Origin of the sequence: Roseburia sp. AM51-8 (genome assembly GCF_003478275.1) — a bacterium.
In the GTDB taxonomy this organism is placed as follows: Bacteria; Bacillota; Clostridia; order Lachnospirales; family Lachnospiraceae; genus Pararoseburia; species Pararoseburia lenta.
Genome location: NZ_QUEY01000001.1, coordinates 396675 through 414271, shown reverse-complemented (window position 1 = coordinate 414271; position 17597 = coordinate 396675). Strand labels below are relative to the sequence as shown.

General features: G+C 46.8%; 16 protein-coding genes and 4 pseudogenes. All 20 read right to left on the bottom strand.

Annotated elements, in window-relative coordinates:
* Window positions 1–25: 25 nt before the first annotated feature.
* Window positions 26–430, bottom strand: coding sequence for a TIGR02530 family flagellar biosynthesis protein (locus DW996_RS02040; RefSeq protein ID WP_118281071.1), 405 nt, complete (start codon window positions 428–430; stop codon window positions 26–28).
* 14 nt (window positions 431–444) lie between these two features.
* Window positions 445–1137: a flagellar hook assembly protein FlgD gene (locus DW996_RS02035; protein ID WP_118534721.1), complete on the bottom strand. Its 693-nt coding sequence runs from the start codon at window positions 1135–1137 to the stop codon at window positions 445–447.
* Window positions 1138–1160: 23 nt separating this feature from the next.
* Entirely contained in the window at window positions 1161–2597 is a 1437-nt protein-coding gene (locus tag DW996_RS02030) for a flagellar hook-length control protein FliK (protein WP_118534720.1), read from the bottom strand.
* 65 nt (window positions 2598–2662) lie between these two features.
* Window positions 2663–2788 (bottom strand): hypothetical protein, encoded by a 126-nt coding sequence (locus DW996_RS13550; RefSeq protein ID WP_279220139.1) that lies wholly within the window; start codon window positions 2786–2788, stop codon window positions 2663–2665.
* 88 nt (window positions 2789–2876) lie between these two features.
* The gene (locus DW996_RS02025; RefSeq protein WP_243098636.1) at window positions 2877–3470 is read right to left on the bottom strand and encodes a hypothetical protein; all 594 of its coding nucleotides are present in this window, start codon (window positions 3468–3470) and stop codon (window positions 2877–2879) included.
* Window positions 3471–3474: 4 nt separating this feature from the next.
* Window positions 3475–3927 carry a flagellar export protein FliJ gene (gene fliJ, locus DW996_RS02020; protein WP_118281067.1) on the bottom strand — a complete coding sequence of 151 codons (453 nt, stop codon included), beginning with the start codon at window positions 3925–3927 and terminating at the stop codon, window positions 3475–3477.
* 19 nt (window positions 3928–3946) lie between these two features.
* Window positions 3947–5256, bottom strand: a pseudogene (gene fliI / locus DW996_RS02015) (flagellar protein export ATPase FliI).
* An 18-nt stretch (window positions 5257–5274) separates the two neighbouring features.
* Window positions 5275–6117, bottom strand: a complete 843-nt coding sequence (locus DW996_RS02010) for a FliH/SctL family protein (protein ID WP_243098635.1) — start codon at window positions 6115–6117, stop codon at window positions 5275–5277.
* A pseudogene (gene fliG / locus DW996_RS14715) lies at window positions 6110–7116 on the bottom strand (flagellar motor switch protein FliG). The gene DW996_RS02010 and the pseudogene fliG overlap by 8 nt, the downstream one beginning before the upstream one ends.
* Before the next feature lie 19 nt (window positions 7117–7135).
* Window positions 7136–8713, bottom strand: coding sequence for a flagellar M-ring protein FliF C-terminal domain-containing protein (locus DW996_RS02000; protein WP_243098634.1), 1578 nt, complete (start codon window positions 8711–8713; stop codon window positions 7136–7138).
* 20 nt (window positions 8714–8733) lie between these two features.
* The gene (gene fliE, locus DW996_RS01995) at window positions 8734–9057 is read right to left on the bottom strand and encodes a flagellar hook-basal body complex protein FliE (RefSeq protein ID WP_118281063.1); all 324 of its coding nucleotides are present in this window, start codon (window positions 9055–9057) and stop codon (window positions 8734–8736) included.
* A gap of 17 nt (window positions 9058–9074) precedes the next feature.
* Window positions 9075–9518, bottom strand: coding sequence for a flagellar basal body rod protein FlgC (gene flgC, locus DW996_RS01990; protein WP_118281062.1), 444 nt, complete (start codon window positions 9516–9518; stop codon window positions 9075–9077).
* A gap of 11 nt (window positions 9519–9529) precedes the next feature.
* A complete protein-coding gene (gene flgB / locus DW996_RS01985) occupies window positions 9530–9925 on the bottom strand; it encodes a flagellar basal body rod protein FlgB (protein ID WP_118281061.1) in 396 nt (131 codons plus the stop codon).
* 194 nt (window positions 9926–10119) lie between these two features.
* Window positions 10120–10896, bottom strand: coding sequence for a GTP-sensing pleiotropic transcriptional regulator CodY (gene codY / locus DW996_RS01980; protein ID WP_118281060.1), 777 nt, complete (start codon window positions 10894–10896; stop codon window positions 10120–10122).
* A gap of 136 nt (window positions 10897–11032) precedes the next feature.
* Window positions 11033–13114, bottom strand: a complete 2082-nt coding sequence (topA, locus tag DW996_RS01975) for a type I DNA topoisomerase (RefSeq protein ID WP_118534719.1) — start codon at window positions 13112–13114, stop codon at window positions 11033–11035.
* 24 nt (window positions 13115–13138) lie between these two features.
* A pseudogene (gene dprA / locus DW996_RS13155) lies at window positions 13139–14202 on the bottom strand (DNA-processing protein DprA).
* 17 nt (window positions 14203–14219) lie between these two features.
* Window positions 14220–14600: a hypothetical protein gene (locus DW996_RS13825; protein WP_330428707.1), complete on the bottom strand. Its 381-nt coding sequence runs from the start codon at window positions 14598–14600 to the stop codon at window positions 14220–14222.
* 47 nt (window positions 14601–14647) lie between these two features.
* Window positions 14648–15763, bottom strand: a pseudogene (locus tag DW996_RS01960) (YifB family Mg chelatase-like AAA ATPase); the annotation flags it as partial.
* Between the two features lie 108 nt (window positions 15764–15871).
* A complete protein-coding gene (gene sigK / locus DW996_RS01955; protein ID WP_118534716.1) occupies window positions 15872–16501 on the bottom strand; it encodes an RNA polymerase sporulation sigma factor SigK in 630 nt (209 codons plus the stop codon).
* A gap of 70 nt (window positions 16502–16571) precedes the next feature.
* The gene (gene trpS, locus DW996_RS01950) at window positions 16572–17576 is read right to left on the bottom strand and encodes a tryptophan--tRNA ligase (protein WP_118534715.1); all 1005 of its coding nucleotides are present in this window, start codon (window positions 17574–17576) and stop codon (window positions 16572–16574) included.
* Window positions 17577–17597 lie beyond the last annotated feature (21 nt).

The window sequence follows — 17597 nt, the reverse complement described above, 5'->3', positions numbered from 1 at the left end:
CGGCATTAGCCTCCATAAGGTCCGGCTAAATAATTACAGCTCCGTCTATATTTGTAAATACATTTTCGTCAGACTCTGTCTGATCCATTGCGGTTACTACTGTCTGATTCGGGACATTTACAATAAATGCCAAAGAATCAACGATAACCAAGGATTCTTTTATTCCTTTTTCACTGGCTTTTGCCACTCCTGCTTCCAAGCGCTGGCTCTGGTCTGCGGATAAAGCGATATCTCTTTGTTCTAGGCGCATATTGGCATGCTTGGAAAACTTGAGTTCTGATGTCGACTCTGCCGTGCCACCCATCTGCTGTCGTAAGACATCTTCAAAGGAAAGTCCTGTGGTCTTTTCTTTTGTCTTATTATCCTGCGTCTTGAGATACTGACCGGTGACCTGCTCGATCGAGGTAAAGGAATTGTTGATCGGATTCATTTGCATCACGCTCCTTACTCTGTTGCAGTAGTTGTATCATCGGATGTGGTCGTATCATCTGTACTGTCCTTACCGACTTCTGCTTCTGCATCTTTGAGTGCCCGTAAACGTTCTTCCAGTTTCTCCAGTGACTTGACCGTGTCAGCAGAAACAAATGATTTCTGTGAATCTGTCATTGCATCATAGAACTGTCTTGCTTCCTTGATCTTGTCCTCATCCGCTGTCGTAAGTGTGTAGACCGTCGGCAGTTTCTTGATCATATCGGCAAAAGTCTGTGCACTGAGCACGCCTTCATAATAATCGTCATCGCAAACACTATCCAGTTTATCGATACTGTATAATTTGTTGTTCACAGATAAGAACATCTTATTGTCTTCCGTCATCACATAATCTACTTTTCCGGAAATGTACTGATCGTCATCCAGTAAGATAACATACTTTCCGACCAGTGAGTTTGCCTCGATCGTAGACATCTGACTCTGTACGGACTGTACGGCTTCGATCTGTGAAAAAGATGCAAGTTCGGATACATACTCTGTATTACTTGTCGGTTCCAGTGGATCCTGATACTGCATTTCAGCAACCAGTAACTTTAAAAACATCTCCTTGTCATAGGTGTTGGACTTGCTGTCCGTGTCTGTCTTTTTTGACTGACTTGCGCTGCTATCGACCACTTTACCATCTTTAATCTCCTGTACAAGTGCCATAAATCTCCTCCTTTCTCATATTCCTATGCGGTGTAATTGACGGTGTTACCCTGATCCCGCATCATCTTTGTTACTAATTCTTCCTCTTGTGTCATGAGTCCCTGTAGATCATCCAGATCATTCATATTCAGGTTTCTCATCTTTTTCGGACGTTGATTCTGTCCTTCCTGTCCCTGTTCCTGATTCTGCTGACCGGCTTCCAGATTTCTCTCAAATTCATGGGTTCCCACGGAAATCTCTACAGACTGTACCTTGGTCTGTGACTGGTTCATCTGCTCTTTTAACTGGAACATCTGATTTTCCAAGGCTTCCTTGACCTGCTCATTCTGTGTGTAGATATGAGCCCTGACCTGACCATTTTCCTCGGTCACTTCCATCAAGACCTTTCCCAGCCCCTCCGGGTGCAAAAGCATCTCAACCGTCGTCTTATCGCCATCCATCGTTGTGCGGCTTGCCTCAACGATCTGGTCGATGATGGACTGAACGGAAACGCTTTCTCCTGTAGGCAGTTCTACGGTCGGTTCCATGTGCGAGGCAAATTCCGTAATCGGACTTTCTGCCTGCATCGGTGTCAGATCCTGGGTCGGATGGATCTCAGTTTTTGTCTGCTGTTTTAAAAAAGCATCTGTGTCCTGATCTGTGGCATCTTCCTGCCCCTGATCGGTCTGCTTTTCGGTCGTCACATCCTTGGAACCTGCTGTTACAAGTTCGTCTGTCTCGTCCGTCTTAGTCGGTTCGATCGTTTCCTCTGTCGGGATCTCTACCTGCTCGGTCGCCTCTTCGGCTACCACCGTATCTTTGACGTCCTCTGTCTTTTGCATGGTTTCTTCTGTCCCCTCTGTTGCCTTGGCAGGTTCATGCAGATTGTCTGTCGTTCCTGCTTCCTCCACATCGGTCGTTACCAGTTCTGCCATCTGCTGTAAGTCTTCCATAGATATTCCAAGATCTTCCTGCAGTCCACCAGCCAGATCATTCACTTTTAAAACGATCTGTGGGAAAGCATCGCTTACAAGAAGACTTGCGGAATCCTCACTGCCGGACAACTTTGTTACCAATGCTGCCAGATTCGACTGATCTGTCAGATCAAGAAATTGTAATCCCAGATCTTCCATGGCTTTTTCAATCTGCTCATCTGTCACATCCAATTCGTCCTTGATAGCATCTTTGACATCCTTTGCAAAAGCATCGGTCTTGTCTTTGACGTCCTTTGTCTGGGCCATGCCTTTATCATCCTGCTTTGCAAGTGATACATCAGACCGCTTGTTCTCCATCTGCGGAGCACGTTCAATCTTACCGGCATTGTCTGCACTTTGTACTACCTGTGGTGCTATTGCAGAACTTTTTTGCATCTGCATCATCTGCCGGAAATCTCCACCGGATGCGTCTTTTGCACTCGTCTGCTTGGCATTTGCCACCGTAGCCGTCGGCATCAGGATATTTGCTATTCCTGTGCTTGTCATGGCATCTTCCTCCTTCCATATGCAGTTATCAATGTACCTGTCTCATAAGATGAGACTATATATTCTTAAGGCTCCATCAACTTGGTCACAGCCGCAGCCGTATCCGCATTCATGGCTCCCAGAATATCACCTCTGGATTGGGCATCCATAGCCCAAAGTATCTTGCCTACCAATGGCAGATCATCTGTCATTGTATCAAAATAGCAGCTGCCTGTTTGGCTTTCATGGAAGAATACGTCGATGCATAAGACTTGATCTGTTCATCTTCCTGCAACTGTTCTACACCTGCTTGTATATCTCTTCTGCCTTTTCCGGCTCGATACTCTCATAATATTCCTTATATGCACTTATATCGGGTGCATTGTCCGAAAAAACAACCTCTTGATAGAATTTTTCTTTTTCTTCTTCAAAAGCGGCTTCGTTTTCTTTATAGTTCTGCAGTTCCTGTGACTGCGCCTCTAAATCTGCCACATGGGCATCCGAGTCATCCTTGCTTGCCTTGACATCCGCCAGTTCCTTTTCCAGTTCCTTGATGCGCTTTACCGCATCCTCAACAGAATCATAGGCATAGGCTTCGTCCTCTTTTGCATATTCCTGCACATCCGGCAGGATCTTATTGATCACAGGTACATCCTTTAGAACCGGATATAAGACGGTCGAGCCAAAACCGCCGACATCCATCTTTACCAGCAATCCCAAGATCAAAAGCCACAATAATACGATAAAGACAGCCACAACGCCGATCAGGACTTTGCCGCCTAAGGTTTCTTCTTCCTCTTCGCCGTTTTCTTCTTTCTTTTCTTTCTTACGGGCGCGCTTTGCTTCCTTTACCGCCTGTCTCTTTGCCTTCTTGTCTTCCTTTTCGTCTGCCATTCTTTTACTCCTGTTCTTCTTTGCTGTGATAGGTGTAACTTACCAGTTCATCCGTCATCTTGCCTTCTTCTGCCGCCAATTCTTCTTTGAAGGCTTCAAATGCTTTTTCCTTGAGGTTTTCATGGGTCTTTCTCTCTTTCATGACCTCATTCAAACGCTTTCTTGCCATCTCCAGATTTCGCTGTGCCGTGTGTACCGCGATCATCTGGTCGCGGATCATGGATTTAACGGAATCGCTTGCCCGCTTACAGGTCTGGATCTCTACGATGTCAAGTTTTGCACTTGTTAGTTCTTTTAATCTGGCTTCATAACCGGCTTTGCGGACAAAAAGTTTTTGCAGTTTTTCCTGTTCCTCCAAAAGCCTTGCATTGGCGATACCGTAAGCCACTTTTTCCTGTTCTTCCATCTTTTCTTTGATTTCCAGAATATTCTGCATGCGATATCTGAATTTTGCCATCTGCCGTCACTTCCTATATCTATGCACTCTCGCCGAACATCTGCTCCAGTGCGCCAACTACCTCGTCAAAATCAAACTTATCCTCTGTACTCTGGCAAAGGAAAGCATTGACCTGATCTATCTTTTCGATCGCATAATCGATATTGTTGTTGGATCCTGCCTTGTAAGCCCCGATATTAATCAGATCTTCCGCTTCCTGATAGGTTGCCATGACATTCTTTAATTTGCCCGCCATGGTCTTATGTTCCTTGGTCGCAATCGAACTCATGACACGGGAAATGCTTGCTAAGACATCGATCGCCGGATAATGGTTTTTCTGTGCCAGTTTTCTGGAAAGGACAATATGTCCGTCCAAAATACCACGCGCCGTATCCGTAATCGGTTCATTGAAATCATCGCCGTCAACAAGCACCGTATAAAGACCGGTGATCGATCCCTTATCGGAATTGCCGGCACGCTCTAAGAGTTTTGGCATCTCCGAATAAACGCTCGGCGGATAACCTCTTGTTACCGGCGGTTCTCCTGCCGCAAGACCGATTTCTCTTTGCGCCATGGAAAAACGGGTCAGCGAATCCATCATCAAAAGGACATCCTTGCCCTGGTCGCGGAAATATTCTGCGATCGCTGTTGCCGTCTTTGCCGCACATTTACGGATGGACGCCGGTTTGTCTGATGTCGCCACCACAACGACACTGCGCTTCATGCCTTCCGATCCCAAGTCCCTCTCGATGAACTCACGTACCTCACGGCCACGCTCGCCGATCAGGGCGATCACATTGATATCTGCCTTGGTGTTTCGTGCAAACATACCCATCAGGTAGATTTTCCAACACCGGATCCTGCAAAGATACCGATTCTCTGTCCTTTGCCGACCGTGATCAGTCCGTCCACTGCCTTTACGCCCAGCGGCAATACCTGTGAAATGATCTCACGGTTCATAGGCTCCGGCGGCGTTGCGTCGACCGGATAATGCTGGGGCAGATAGAGGTCCTCTGCATCCGTCGGTCGTCCGATGCCGTCTAGGGTGTGCCCTAGAAGTTCGTCCCCGACCGGAATGGAAAGCGGTGCCTTGGTATTTTCAACAACCGCACCAATACCGATGCCATCGACACTGTCAAAGGGTGTCAGAAGCAGATGCTTATCACGAAATCCAACCACCTGTGCCATGACAGCCTGCGAACGGTCGCCTCCTACAAAAATACGGCATAGATCGTTCAACTTAGCATCCGGTCCGACAGACTCAATTGTGAGCCCCACCACTTTCGTGACGCGGCCCAGACAGTCAAAATATGTTTCATTTGTAAGTGCTAAATATTTGTTACGATCAATTTCCACCTTATATCTCCATTAACTAAGGGATTTTATATCCTTGATCAGATTGCGCATCTGGGTATCCATGCCACAATCAAAAAGTCCACCATCGGTCTCGATCATGCATTGTGTCTCATCCAAAAGCGGATCTAAGACAATATCTAAAGTCATGTCCTGCCCTACTTTTGCCTGTAACTCCTCTTTATGCGCACGTAAAAATTCCAGATTGGCTTCGCCGACACGGATCATAAACTCCTTACTGCCTTCTATGTTGGCAAGTGCCTGATCGACGGCATGCCAGATGATCTCTTTTTTATCTCCAAACTGCACCAGAAAAACTTTTTCTACCACATCACAGACCACATCCACCAACTCGTGCTCCATGTTCTTTTGTTTCTGGTCGTAGTCCGCCTGCAACTGCTCTTTTTCTGCCTGCATCCGGCTTTCTAATTCCCGTTGTCTGGCAGCGGCTTCCTGTATGCCCTGCTCATAGCCCTCTTTTTGTCCTTCGGCTTCGGCATGGGACCGCATGGCATCTGCCTGTTCTCCTGCCTCTGCCAGGATAGCATCTGCCTGCTCTCTCGCCTCAGAAAGAATGGCATCCGCCTCTTCTTTTGCCTGTGCGACATAGTCTATCTCCGGCTCCGCTTCCTCGGCCTCCCCCGGCATCTGCTGGCCAAGACATTCTGTATCTTCATCCAGTGACTCCCCGTCCATAGGTACAAAGGCATCTTCAGAATTCAGTGCCTGCATCTGACGTTTTTTTTCTTCGCGTCGTCTCTCCTCGATCTTTTCTCCGACCAGTTCATTGGAGTCGATGACGCAGGTCTTTTGTTCTTCCTGTGGTGCCATCTGCACACGATATAATATATTAGACAACGAGTTCGTCACCTCCACCTCTGGAGATTACGATCTCAGCAGAATCCTCTAACTTGCGGATAATACCAACGATCTTCTGCTGTGCTTCCTCGACATCCTTCATACGGACAGGACCCATGAATTCCATATCTTCCTTGATCATGGTAGCCATACGTGAAGACATATTCTTGAAGATTGCAGCCTGCACTTCTTCGTTGGCACCCTTTAGGGCAACACTCAGATCACTGTTATCCACATCACGCATAACACGCTGAATGGCTCTGTCGTCCAGAAGCAGGATATCTTCGAATACAAACATCTTCTTGCGGATCTCGTCGGCAAGTTCCGGTTCTTCGATCTCGAGGGACTCCATGATACGCTTTTCTGTACCACGGTCTACGGTATTTAAGATTGCTACGATGGCATCCACGCCACCCGCGATCGTGTAATCCTGATTGATGAGGATGATAACTTTCGCTCCAAGACGCGCTCCACCTCCTTGATGACTTCCGGTGAAGTACGATCCATGGTCGCAATACGTTTTGCCACATCTGCCTGCTTGTCCGGATCCAAAGCACCCAAGATCATGGATGCCTGTCCCGGTGACAGGTAAGATAAGATCATGGCTATGGTCTGTGGATGTTCATCCTGGATAAAGTTGAGCACCTGTGAAGGCTCTGTCTTTCGTATAAACTCAAACGGTCTTACCTGCAAAGAAGCCGTCAACTTGGTGATGACACGTGTTGCCTCATCCGCACCCAGTGCCTTCTCCAAAAGTTCTTTGGCATAACCGATACCACCTTCTGCGATATACTGCTGTGCCAGACAGACCTGATAAAATTCGTTGATCACGTCCTCTTTTAATTTTGGAGATACACTCTGTGTATTGGCGATCTCTAAGGTAAGTTCTTCGATTTCATCTTCTTTTAAATGTTTAAAAATGTCCGCAGATTTTTCTGGTCCTAATGTGATCAATAAGATTGCCGCTTTTTGCACACCGGATAATTCTTCATTTGCCATAATTAACCCCAATCATCATTTAACCAGTTGCGGAGCAAGGAGCTACCGCCTCCGGATTTTCATCTACAAATTTTTCTATCAGAACTCTCGCCTCAGACTTTTCATTGAAACCGATATCATCCAACTGGTCTTCCTGTGCCTCCAATAAAGATTCCACGGTAACTTCCTCGGCAAGGTCTTCTTCCTGCTGTGGGCGCATACTTCTGAATACCACAAAAGCAAGCATTGCAAAGATCAGCACTGCCAAGATGATCTGTAAATAATCCGTCCAGTCTCTGCCACTGCCCTCAGAATACTGGAACATCGGGATCTCATAGGCAACAATGGAAATATTGTCGGTAGAGATACCGGTCGCTTTGGATACCATATCATAAAAATCCTGATCCACATCCGTCTTTACACGGTCAGAATTCTGTGCCACAAATTCATCGAAGGTCATATTATCAAGCGTTCCGTCTGCCTTTAACTTGTCCTCGTTGTAGATCACCCGGTTGGTTGCAACAACGGTCAGGGAAGAATTGTCCAGATCGATCGTTCCGACTGCCTTTTCCGTTGTCGTGATCGTCTCGCTCGGCAGATAGTCCTCTGTAATGTCCGAAGTCGTAGAGGAAGTGATCGTACCGTCTTCCAAGACATAGGTCGTATCATCATCATTGGTATCGGTACCCGGTGTACCGCCGGCACCCGAGGTCGATTCGGAAGTAGACTCGGTACGGCTGTCCAGATAGCCCTGTGTCTGTCCGTCGTCAACATAGTAATGATAGTCCTCAACCTTTTGCTGATCGAAATTCATATCCAGATTCATACCCACTTCTACATTGTCATAGACATTGGTACCCAAGATAACGCTCTTGACCGCACTTGTCACATTGGCTTCTGCCTTTTGCTGGACTGTCAGATTGGAAGATGCCTTTCCCGCAGTCGAGGATTCATCTCCGCCGGAGAAAAGCGTATTGCCGTCTCCATCAATGATCTCGATATTTTCAGTCGACTTGTTGCCCAAAGCCGTTGCCACATAACGGGCGATACCTGCCGCCTGCTCCTCGCTCATATCATCACTCAGTTGCAGATTGATGCTGGCGTATGCCTCCTCATCCTTGGAAAGGATGGTGCCGTCATCTGATGGCAGGGACAAGGTCACATATGCCTTGGATACATTGGAAATGGTCTCCAGATCATCCGCCATCTTTTCCTCTAAATATAACTGGTACTTTTTGTTCTTGTCCGCCTCAGTCGTACTAAAACTTCCATCGATGGCATCACTGATGCTGTAGCCGTCCGATGGGATGTCATTGCTTCCCAGGAGGATGGTCGCATTGGCACGGTCTTCCTGCTTGACCGTGTAGGTAAGACCGTCATCCGAAACTTCATAAGTGATACTGTTACTGTCTAAAAGATCCTTGACAGAAGATGCCTGTTTTGCCGAATCACAAGTGATCAGATTGACCATGGTCGGTCTTGTCATGACAAATCCCAAGATGGAAAATGCCACGGCAACGACAGCCGCGATACTGATAATCAGCACCTTTTGTCTGGTGCTAAAATTCTTCCACCACTCCACTATTCGATTTAATATCTGTTGTATTCTCTCAGGCATGACTTACTTCCTTCTATTCTTTAGATCTGCATATTCATAATCGTATTGTAACCGGAAATGAACTGGTTACGGACCGCAACTGTATATTGCAGTGCCAGATTCGCCTTCCGCTCTGCGATCAAAAGATCGTGCACATTGTCCGATTCTCCCAAAGCAAAGGATACCGCCTCAGCAGAGGCATTGTTCTGCAGACTGTTGGTATCATCCACCATTTTCATGGCATTGCTCAAAATAGTGTCAAAACTGCCGTCCGTAGCCGAAGTCTGGTTTGCCTGCCGGACCGAAGATTGATTGTTGGTTGTCTTGTAAAGCCCGTTTAAGGCTGCTGCTGATGTAACGTCCATTGTTTTCTCCTAATGCATTATGACTGACCGATGTTAAGTCCCGCCTGTACCATAGACTTCATGGCATTAAAAGCGGTCGTGTTTGCCTCATAGGCGCGGCTGCTGTCGATCAGATTGGTCATCTCGGTTACCGTATTGACATTTGGATAAGAGACATAGCCATTCTCATCCGCATCCGGATGGGACGGATCATACTCCATGGTAAAATCAGTCTCATAATCCTCTGTCACGGAAGCGACCTTGACACCATTGCCCTGAAACTTCTTGGTATCAGATAAGATATCTGAAAACGACGGTGTGATCTCCTTTTCCTGAAAAGTGACGATCTTACGCCTGTAAGGCGTCCCGTCCTCGGTCCTTGTTGTATTTACATTTGCGATATTCTCTGCGATCGTATCCATACGGAAACGCTGTGCGCTCATGCCGGATGCGCAGATGTCAAATGATTGAAATAATCCCATGGTCTACCTCCTTATGGTGTCTGCATTGCCGTGTTCATGCGGGTAAATTCATTGCTGACCGCAGACGTCAATGTCTGATAGCGTAACTGTTCCGATGCCAGTTCCACATTTTCTGTATCAATATCTACATTGTTGCCATCCAAGCGGTAGGAATAAGACGCATAATCAGTATAAGTCCTGCCTTCCAACTTGTTTAAGGACACATTGTCCACGGCTTTTTGCAGGGTATCATACTTAGAACTTTTGAGTTCTCTCTTTAAGACATCTTCAAATGCAACATCCTGTCTCTTGTAGCCGGGCGTGTCAACATTAGCGATATTGTTGCCGATCACCGTCTCGCGCGTCCAACTGGCATCTGCTGCCCGATCTAGCACATTGATATAACTAAAGGCATTTGAATTGATCATGCTCCTACCTCCTTTTGGTACATACTTAGCCTAATCTTATTATATTATAAATTATATCTATGAAAACACAAGTGTTTTTTACATGATATTGTGTCATTTTCTAAAGGGCGACACAAGTATTTGTAAAAAAAGAAAAGGAACCTACGGTCGTCCATAAGTCCCTTTTACTATCATCCATCCTTGCTCTATGCAGTTTAACTATTGCGTCTGACCTTGTCCAACTCATCAAACACAGCATCATTTAATACCTTGATGTAGGTTCCCTTCATACCGGATGACCGGGATTCGATCACGCCGGCGCTCTCAAACTTGCGGAGTGCATTGACAATCACTGATCTTGTGATTCCTACACGATCTGCAATCTTGGAGGCTACCAGGATTCCTTCCTCTCCCTCCAGTTCATCAAAGATATGAATGATGGCTTCCAATTCGGAAAATGAAAGCGTACTGATCGCTGACTTCACGATCTGTATCTTGCGGTTCTCCTCTGCATTCTCTTCATTGACAGACCGCATCATTTCCAGTCCGACAACGGTCGTTCCATACTCGCATAAAATGATATCGTCGATATCATATGGCTTGTCATAACGATATACAAAAAGTGTTCCCAATCGCTCACCCGCAATATCCAGCGGTGCGATGATGGCAGAATAACGATTGATATCTGCCCCCTCAAAGCCCAGAGTCTGTAAGTTGACATTCTCCTTGGTGGATAAGATGCCAAGCAGACGCTCGTTCAACATCGGATCAATAAAACCGCCTACCTCATCAACAATGAGTTCGGTGATGTCCGGTGTAGACTTGCTGTGGCTGACACCTAAGACCTTGCCCTTTTTACTGATAACCAGGATACAGGAATCCAGAATCTCGGTCAGGACCTGACAGATATCGTTAAATACTACTTTTGAGGAATTGTTGTTATGCAATAATTTGCCGATCTTCCTCGTCTTATCTAATAATTGAACGCTCATGTTCTTCCTCCTCGCGCAACATACTACATTTCCTAATAACTAAAGAGATTTTAGCACAATAGCATAACAATTACAAGAGTATTCTGAAAACTCCATATACTTATACGAATTGTGTCACACGAGAGAATATTTTAAATTAAGCCTCGTCTTTATCCGCTGTCTCGACATGCCGACATTCCTCATTGGCACATACGAGTTTGCTGCCCTTGCGTACCATATAGGAACCGCACTCCGGACATGGCTTTGCCACCGGACGTGCCCATGACATGAAATCACAGTTTGGATTGTCCTCACATCCGTAAAATCTTCTTCCCTTTTTGGACTTTTTCATAACGATGTCTTTGCCACACTTCGGACATGCCACACCGATCTTTTCCAGATACGGCTTGGTATTGCGGCAATCCGGGAATCCCGGGCAGGCTAAGAACTTGCCATGCGGTCCGTATTTTACAACCATATTTCTGCCACATTCCTCGCAGACAACATCCGTTACTTCATCCTCGATCTTGACCTTTTGTAACTGGCTTTCCGCGATCTCAACAGCTTCCTCCAGATCCGGATAGAAGTTGCTGATGACTGACTTCCAGTTGACAGTTCCCTCTTCTACCTCATCCAAAAGTCCTTCCATATTGGCGGTAAAGTGTTCATCCACGATGGACGGGAAAGATTCTTTCATAATGCCGTTGACCACTTCACCAAGTTCTGTCACAAAGATATTCTTTGCTTCCTTTGTGATATAGCGACGCTTCAAAAGGGTCGAAATGATCGGCGAATAAGTACTTGGTCGTCCAATGCCAAGTTCCTCTAAGGTGTGCACCAGCGATGCCTCTGTAAAATGTGGTGCCGGCTGGGTAAAATGCTGCTTTTCTTCAAAGGACGAAAATCCCAATTTTGTATCTTCATGTAATCCGTGCGCACTGAGTTTCTTGTCGTCCTTCTCCTCATCGGAAGCCGTATATACTAACATAAAGCCGTCAAAAACGCGCTTGGAATCTGCTACGGTAAAACGATAATCGCCTGCTGCGATCTTTACATTGACAGTCTCATAGGCAGCACTGCTCATCTGGCTTGCCACAAAACGCTTCCAGATCAACTGGTAGAGACGGAACTGGTCTCTGGATAAGGAGTCCTTGATCTCGGACGGCAGTCTTGTGATATCGGAAGGACGGATCGCCTCATGGGCATCCTGTACTTTTGTCCCGTTTGCCTTTGCCTTGGCAGCCCCTTCCTGCAAATAATCCTCTCCATAATTCTGTGAGATAAAGTCAACTGCTGCGCTCTTTGCCTCATCCGATACACGGGTGGAATCCGTACGCAGATAGGTGATCAGACCAACTGTGCCGTTGCCCTTGACGTCCACACCTTCGTATAACTGCTGGGCGATGCGCATGGTCTTCTGGATAGAAAAGTTCAATGCCTTGGAAGCCTCCTGCTGTAAGGTAGAGGTCGTAAATGGCAGAGGTGCCTTTTTCTCTCGCTTGCCCGTCTTTACAGACTCTACCCGGTAACTTGCCGACTGCAGTTGGTCCATGATCTTGTCTAAGGACGCCTTGTCGCCGATATCCAGTTTGCCATTCTTGTCGCCATAGAACTTTGCCACAAATTGCTTCTTGGCATCCAGATTATCCAAAACGACATCTAAGGTATAATACTCCTGTGGGATAAATGCCTCGATCTCCGCCTCACGGTCACAGATAATACGCAGTGCTACCGACTGCACACGTCCGGCTGAAAGCCCTCTTTTGACCTTTGCCCAAAGCAGGGGACTGATCTTGTAGCCCACCATACGGTCTAACATTCTTCTTGCCTGCTGTGCATCCACCAGATTCATATCGATCTGACGCGGATTCTTCAAAGAATTTTTGACCGCCGTCTTTGTGATCTCATTAAAGGTGATACGCTCTACATCTTTGCCCTCTAATTTCAAGGCTTTTGTCAAGTGCCAAGAAATGGCTTCTCCCTCGCGGTCCGGGTCAGTTGCCAGATAGATGCGGTCTGCTTTTTTTGCTTCTTTTCTAAGTCCTGCTAAAAGTTCCCCTTTTCCTCGGATCGTGATGTATTTTGGTTCATAGTCATTGGACGGGTCAAAGCCCAGTTGTGACTTTGGAAGATCTCTGACATGTCCATTGGATGCCATGACCTCATAATTTTTCCCCAGAAATTTCTTGATGGTTTTTACTTTTGCCGGTGATTCCACGATCACAAGATATTTTGCCATTACTCTCTCCTTATATGTAATCCGCTATCGTAAGCGGACGTATTGATTCTTAAAACATTCCTGTAACATCTTCTTGTCACACAAGCGCATGATGACAGACAATAGATACAGGAGTTCCAATCCACTCTCCGCAAGCACCGTCTCAATGCTTTTGGGATAGAAATCAAAGCAACTATACACCAACAATTCATCTTTTTCAAGGATAATTTCATTTGCCTCAAAGGCATTGCCACAGGTCAGATCGCTAAAATGTGACTCCTCGATTTCCTCAATAAAGCCACTCAGCGAGGTGATGATCCCCGCTCCCTGTGCGATCAGACGGTTGCATCCAGCACTCATGGCATCCGTGATCCGCCCGGGGATCACATAGATATCCTTGCCCTGTTCCAAGGCAAAATCCGTCGTGATCAAAGACCCGCTCTTTTCCTTTGCCTCTACAACGACCACATATTTTGCGATTCCACTGATCAGGCGGTTGCGCGGCGGGAACTGCTTGGCGATCGGCTGGCTGCCCATGGCATATTCCGACAAAAGGCAGCCGTTTTCCATGATGCGTCCATACAGGCTTCTGTTTTCTGTCGGATAACACACATCCACGCCACAGCCGAAGACCGCCATGGTCTTTTGTCCCGCCTGCAGACAGCCTCATGGGCATAGGCATCAATCCCTCTTGCCATACCGCTGATCACCACATAGCCCTGCTTTCCCAAAAGATACGCCAGTTCCTGCGCCATCTTTTTGCCATAGGCACTACAACGTCTGGCACCGACGATGGCAACGATCTTTTTTGTCTGCGGGATCTGTCCCTTGACATACATGCCATAGGGCGCATCAAAGACCTCTTTTAAATAGTAGGGATATTCCGTGTCCTCAAGTGTCACAAAAGATGCCCCTGTCTGTAAAAATGTCTGATATGCCGTGTCAAGATCTGCCTTTTTCCTTTCCCTTAAAAAGATGTCCGCCTGCCTGGCGTCTAAAAGTCCGTCCTGGCGCAGGCATTTTTCGGACAGATCATATATGGCATGTGCACTCTTGTATCTTTCTAATAGGTTGCGCTTTGTCCGGTTGCTCAAGCCCTGCAGACACATCCACCAATATTTATATTTCATATCCCACTCTCCCAATAATTCTTTTGAATTCCACGATAACAGACCGCCTCCTGCAAATGGCTGACCGTGATCTTCTCACTGCCCTCCATATCCGCTATAGTCCTTGCGACACGCAGAAGTTTGTGATAGGTTCTTGCCGTTAATGCCAACTGCTCAAAGACAAGTTCCATATAGGCTTCCTCCTCCGTGCCCAGTGCACAATACTCCTCCATCTTTTCTGCCGGGATTTGGCTGTTGAAACGGATTGCTGTCCCTGCAAAACGTTCTCTTTGTAAGGCATGGATCCGACAGACCCTCTGGCGTATGGCAGCGGAAGACTCCTCACTATGATCGCTTTTTTGCAGATCATGAAACCGACGCCCGCCGCCTCCACGCACAAATCGATGCGGTCTAAGAGGGGCTGGCTGAGTTTGCTATGGTAGCGCAACAAAGATTGTCTGGAGCAATGACATTTTGCCAGATCCGGATAATAACCGCAGTTGCAGGGGTTCATGGCTGCCACAAGGACAAAATCCGCTGGAAAGCAATAATTTCCGCTGACGCGCGCCACACATACCTGCTTGTCCTCCAGCGGCTGACGCAGGACTTCCAGCGTACTCTTTTTAAACTCTGTTAATTCATCTAAAAAAAGGACACCGCCATGCGCTAAAGAGATCTCCCCCGGATGCACCATACTGCCGCCACCGATCAGCCCCTGTTCCGTGATCGTATGATGGGGACTGCGGAAAGGGCGTTTTTGTATCAACTGATCCATCCCCTTTAGGGCACCACACACACTGTAGATCTTGGATACTTCTAATTGTTCTTCCTGACTCATGGGCGGCAGGATGGTCGGGATGCATTTGGCGATCATGGTCTTGCCTGCCCCCGGCGGTCCTACCATAAGCATATTGTGCATACCGGAAATGGCAACCTCGCAGGCTCTTTTTAAGAGTCTCTGCCCATGGATCCGGGCAAAATCATAGGCCTTTTCCATAGTCTCTTTCTTGATCTCTTCCTTATTTTCTTCCTTATCTACGCTAACCTCTGCATCCCCACGCAGATAGGCTAATACCTCCTGCAAATGGGACAGACCAATCACCCGTATGCCCGGCACCAAGGATGCCTCCTTGACATTTTCTTTGGCAACGATACAGGTCTTTAAGCCTGCCTCCTTGGCACAGATGACCATGGGAAGAACTCCATTTATCCCAATGATCCTCCCTTCCAAGGAGATCTCCCCCGCAAAAAACATATCCTCTAATATGTCCGTCGGAAATACCTCCATGGCAGCCAGCACCGCAACGGCAACCGGCAGATCAAATCCGGATCCAGACTTTCTTATATTTGCCGGTGCCAGGTTGACCGTGATCCGCTTAATGGGCAGTTCGTATTGACAATTTTTCAGGGCGGTGCGCACCCTCTCCTTGGACTCACGAACTTCTGACGCTAAAAGCCCCACCATTTCAAACATGGGCATACCATTGCTGATATCCGCCTCCACTGACACCAGACAGGCATCAATGCCGGACAAAACAGCCGTATGAACTACACTATACATAGACTCCTCCCTTTGTATTCTTCTCACTTGGAAAAGCACCGCGAATCACGGTATAACGAAAAAAGATGAAATTATCATAACATAAATTTCACCTTTTTCAAGAAATAATTATGATTTTTTCAAAAGAGCCCCGCGTAATTTTTCCAAGGCTCTTTTTTCTATCCTCGATACATAAGAACGGGAAATCCCTAACTGTCCAGCGATCTCTTTTTGCGTCGCCGCGCTTAGTCTGCCAATGCCATAGCGCTTGCAGATGATCTCCTGTTCTCTGGCGTTTAAGACCTGTGGCAGGATGTCACGCAGGCGAAGCAGATCATTTTGCTGATCCATCATGGCTGCGATATCCATAGGCTCCTGCTCCAAGACATCATACAAACTGATCTGGTTGCCTTCCTTATCGCTTCCGATCGGTTCAAAGAGGGAAACATCCTTTGCCTGTTTCTTACGCCCGCGGAAATACATCAGCAACTCATTATCGATGCACCTTGCTGCATAGGTGACCAGTTTGTATCCCTTGGTCCCATCGTAGGTATCGACTGCTTTCAACAGTCCGATCGTCCCAATGGATACCAGATCCTCGGGATCTTCGCCCGAACCATAGTATTTCTTAGCGACATGTGCGACCAAACGCATATTGTGCTCAATCAGACTGGACTTTGCCGTCAGATCTCCATCCGCCATCTGTCGCAAAAGTTTTGCTTCCTCTTCTGTGCTCAGGGGGGATAAAAATGTTTTCATGTCGCCTCAGAAAATCATTTTTTATATTGTATGTACGCATCCCCCTGCAAGTGCCTTTCCACTCCAAAATTTAGCGGATCAATCCGGTTAAGCCAATCTTTTTATGCACCTTGCGCAAGGTCTTATTGGCAAAATATGCTGCTTTCGCATCATTTTCCTTGATACAGCCGTCAATGTAAGCCTTATCCTTTAAGAGTTCCTCATAACGCTTTTGCAGTGGTGCCAATTCATCTGCAACCGTCTCACCGACTGCCAGTTTGAAGTCTCCATAACCTTTTCCGGAAAATTCTGCACTGATCTCGTCATCGGTCTTTCCGGTAATGCAGCCGTAGATCTCCATCAGGTTGCTGATGCCCGGCTTGTCCTCTCCATAGCGGACTTCTGCCTCTGAATCAGTCACGGCACGTTTGAACTTTCGGATAATGGTGTCCTTGTCGTCCAAAAGCAAAATAGTCGCATTGACATTTTCATCGGACTTTGACATCTTCTTGGTCGGATCCTGCAAACTCATGACCTTGGCACTGTTCTTTCCAAAATATGCCTCAGGAATGGTAAATACCTCACCATATAAATTATTGAAACGTTCTGCAATATCCCTGGTGATTTCCAGATGCTGTTTCTGATCAACACCGACTGGTACAACATCTGCCTGATACAAAAGGATATCTGCTGCCATCAGTACCGGATAGGTATAAAGTCCGGCATTGATGTTGTCCGCATGTTTGGCTGCCTTATCCTTAAACTGGGTCATACGGTTCAACTCGCCCATATAGGTAAAGCAGTCCAGAACCCATGCCAACTGTGCATGTGCCGGCACATGGGACTGATAATAGATGCAGTTCTTCTCCGGATCAAGACCGGCTGCCACATAGAGGGCATATAATTTTCTGGCATTCTGACGAAATTCTGTCGGATTCTGACGTACCGTCAAAGAATGCAGATCCATGACACCATAAAAACATTCGTAATCATCGCAAAGGCTGACCCAGTTCTTGAGTGCTCCCAAGTAGTTGCCCAAAGTCAAAGTTCCTGTTGCCTGCATTCCACTGTATAATACCTTTTTCTCTTTTTCCATTTTGTCCTTCCTCTCTTTTCT

Bases quoted from the DNA above. Each gene is read 5' to 3' on its own strand.
- sigK (WP_118534716.1), bottom strand. From the start codon at position 16,501: ATGAAAACATTTTTATCCCCCCTGAGCACAGAAGAGGAAGCAAAACTT.
- fliE (WP_118281063.1), bottom strand. From the start codon at position 9,057: ATGGACGTTACATCAGCAGCAGCCTTAAACGGGCTTTACAAGACAACC.
- trpS (WP_118534715.1), bottom strand. From the start codon at position 17,576: ATGGAAAAAGAGAAAAAGGTATTATACAGTGGAATGCAGGCAACAGGA.
- fliJ (WP_118281067.1), bottom strand. From the start codon at position 3,927: ATGGCAAAATTCAGATATCGCATGCAGAATATTCTGGAAATCAAAGAA.
- DW996_RS02025 (WP_243098636.1), bottom strand. From the start codon at position 3,470: ATGGCAGACGAAAAGGAAGACAAGAAGGCAAAGAGACAGGCGGTAAAG.
- flgC (WP_118281062.1), bottom strand. From the start codon at position 9,518: ATGGGATTATTTCAATCATTTGACATCTGCGCATCCGGCATGAGCGCA.
- codY (WP_118281060.1), bottom strand. From the start codon at position 10,896: ATGAGCGTTCAATTATTAGATAAGACGAGGAAGATCGGCAAATTATTG.
- topA (WP_118534719.1), bottom strand. From the start codon at position 13,114: ATGGCAAAATATCTTGTGATCGTGGAATCACCGGCAAAAGTAAAAACC.
- DW996_RS02035 (WP_118534721.1), bottom strand. From the start codon at position 1,137: ATGGCACTTGTACAGGAGATTAAAGATGGTAAAGTGGTCGATAGCAGC.
- flgB (WP_118281061.1), bottom strand. From the start codon at position 9,925: ATGATCAATTCAAATGCCTTTAGTTATATCAATGTGCTAGATCGGGCA.
- DW996_RS02040 (WP_118281071.1), bottom strand. From the start codon at position 430: ATGAATCCGATCAACAATTCCTTTACCTCGATCGAGCAGGTCACCGGT.
- DW996_RS02030 (WP_118534720.1), bottom strand. From the start codon at position 2,597: ATGACAAGCACAGGAATAGCAAATATCCTGATGCCGACGGCTACGGTG.
- DW996_RS13550 (WP_279220139.1), bottom strand. From the start codon at position 2,788: ATGACAGATGATCTGCCATTGGTAGGCAAGATACTTTGGGCTATGGAT.
- DW996_RS02000 (WP_243098634.1), bottom strand. From the start codon at position 8,713: ATGCCTGAGAGAATACAACAGATATTAAATCGAATAGTGGAGTGGTGG.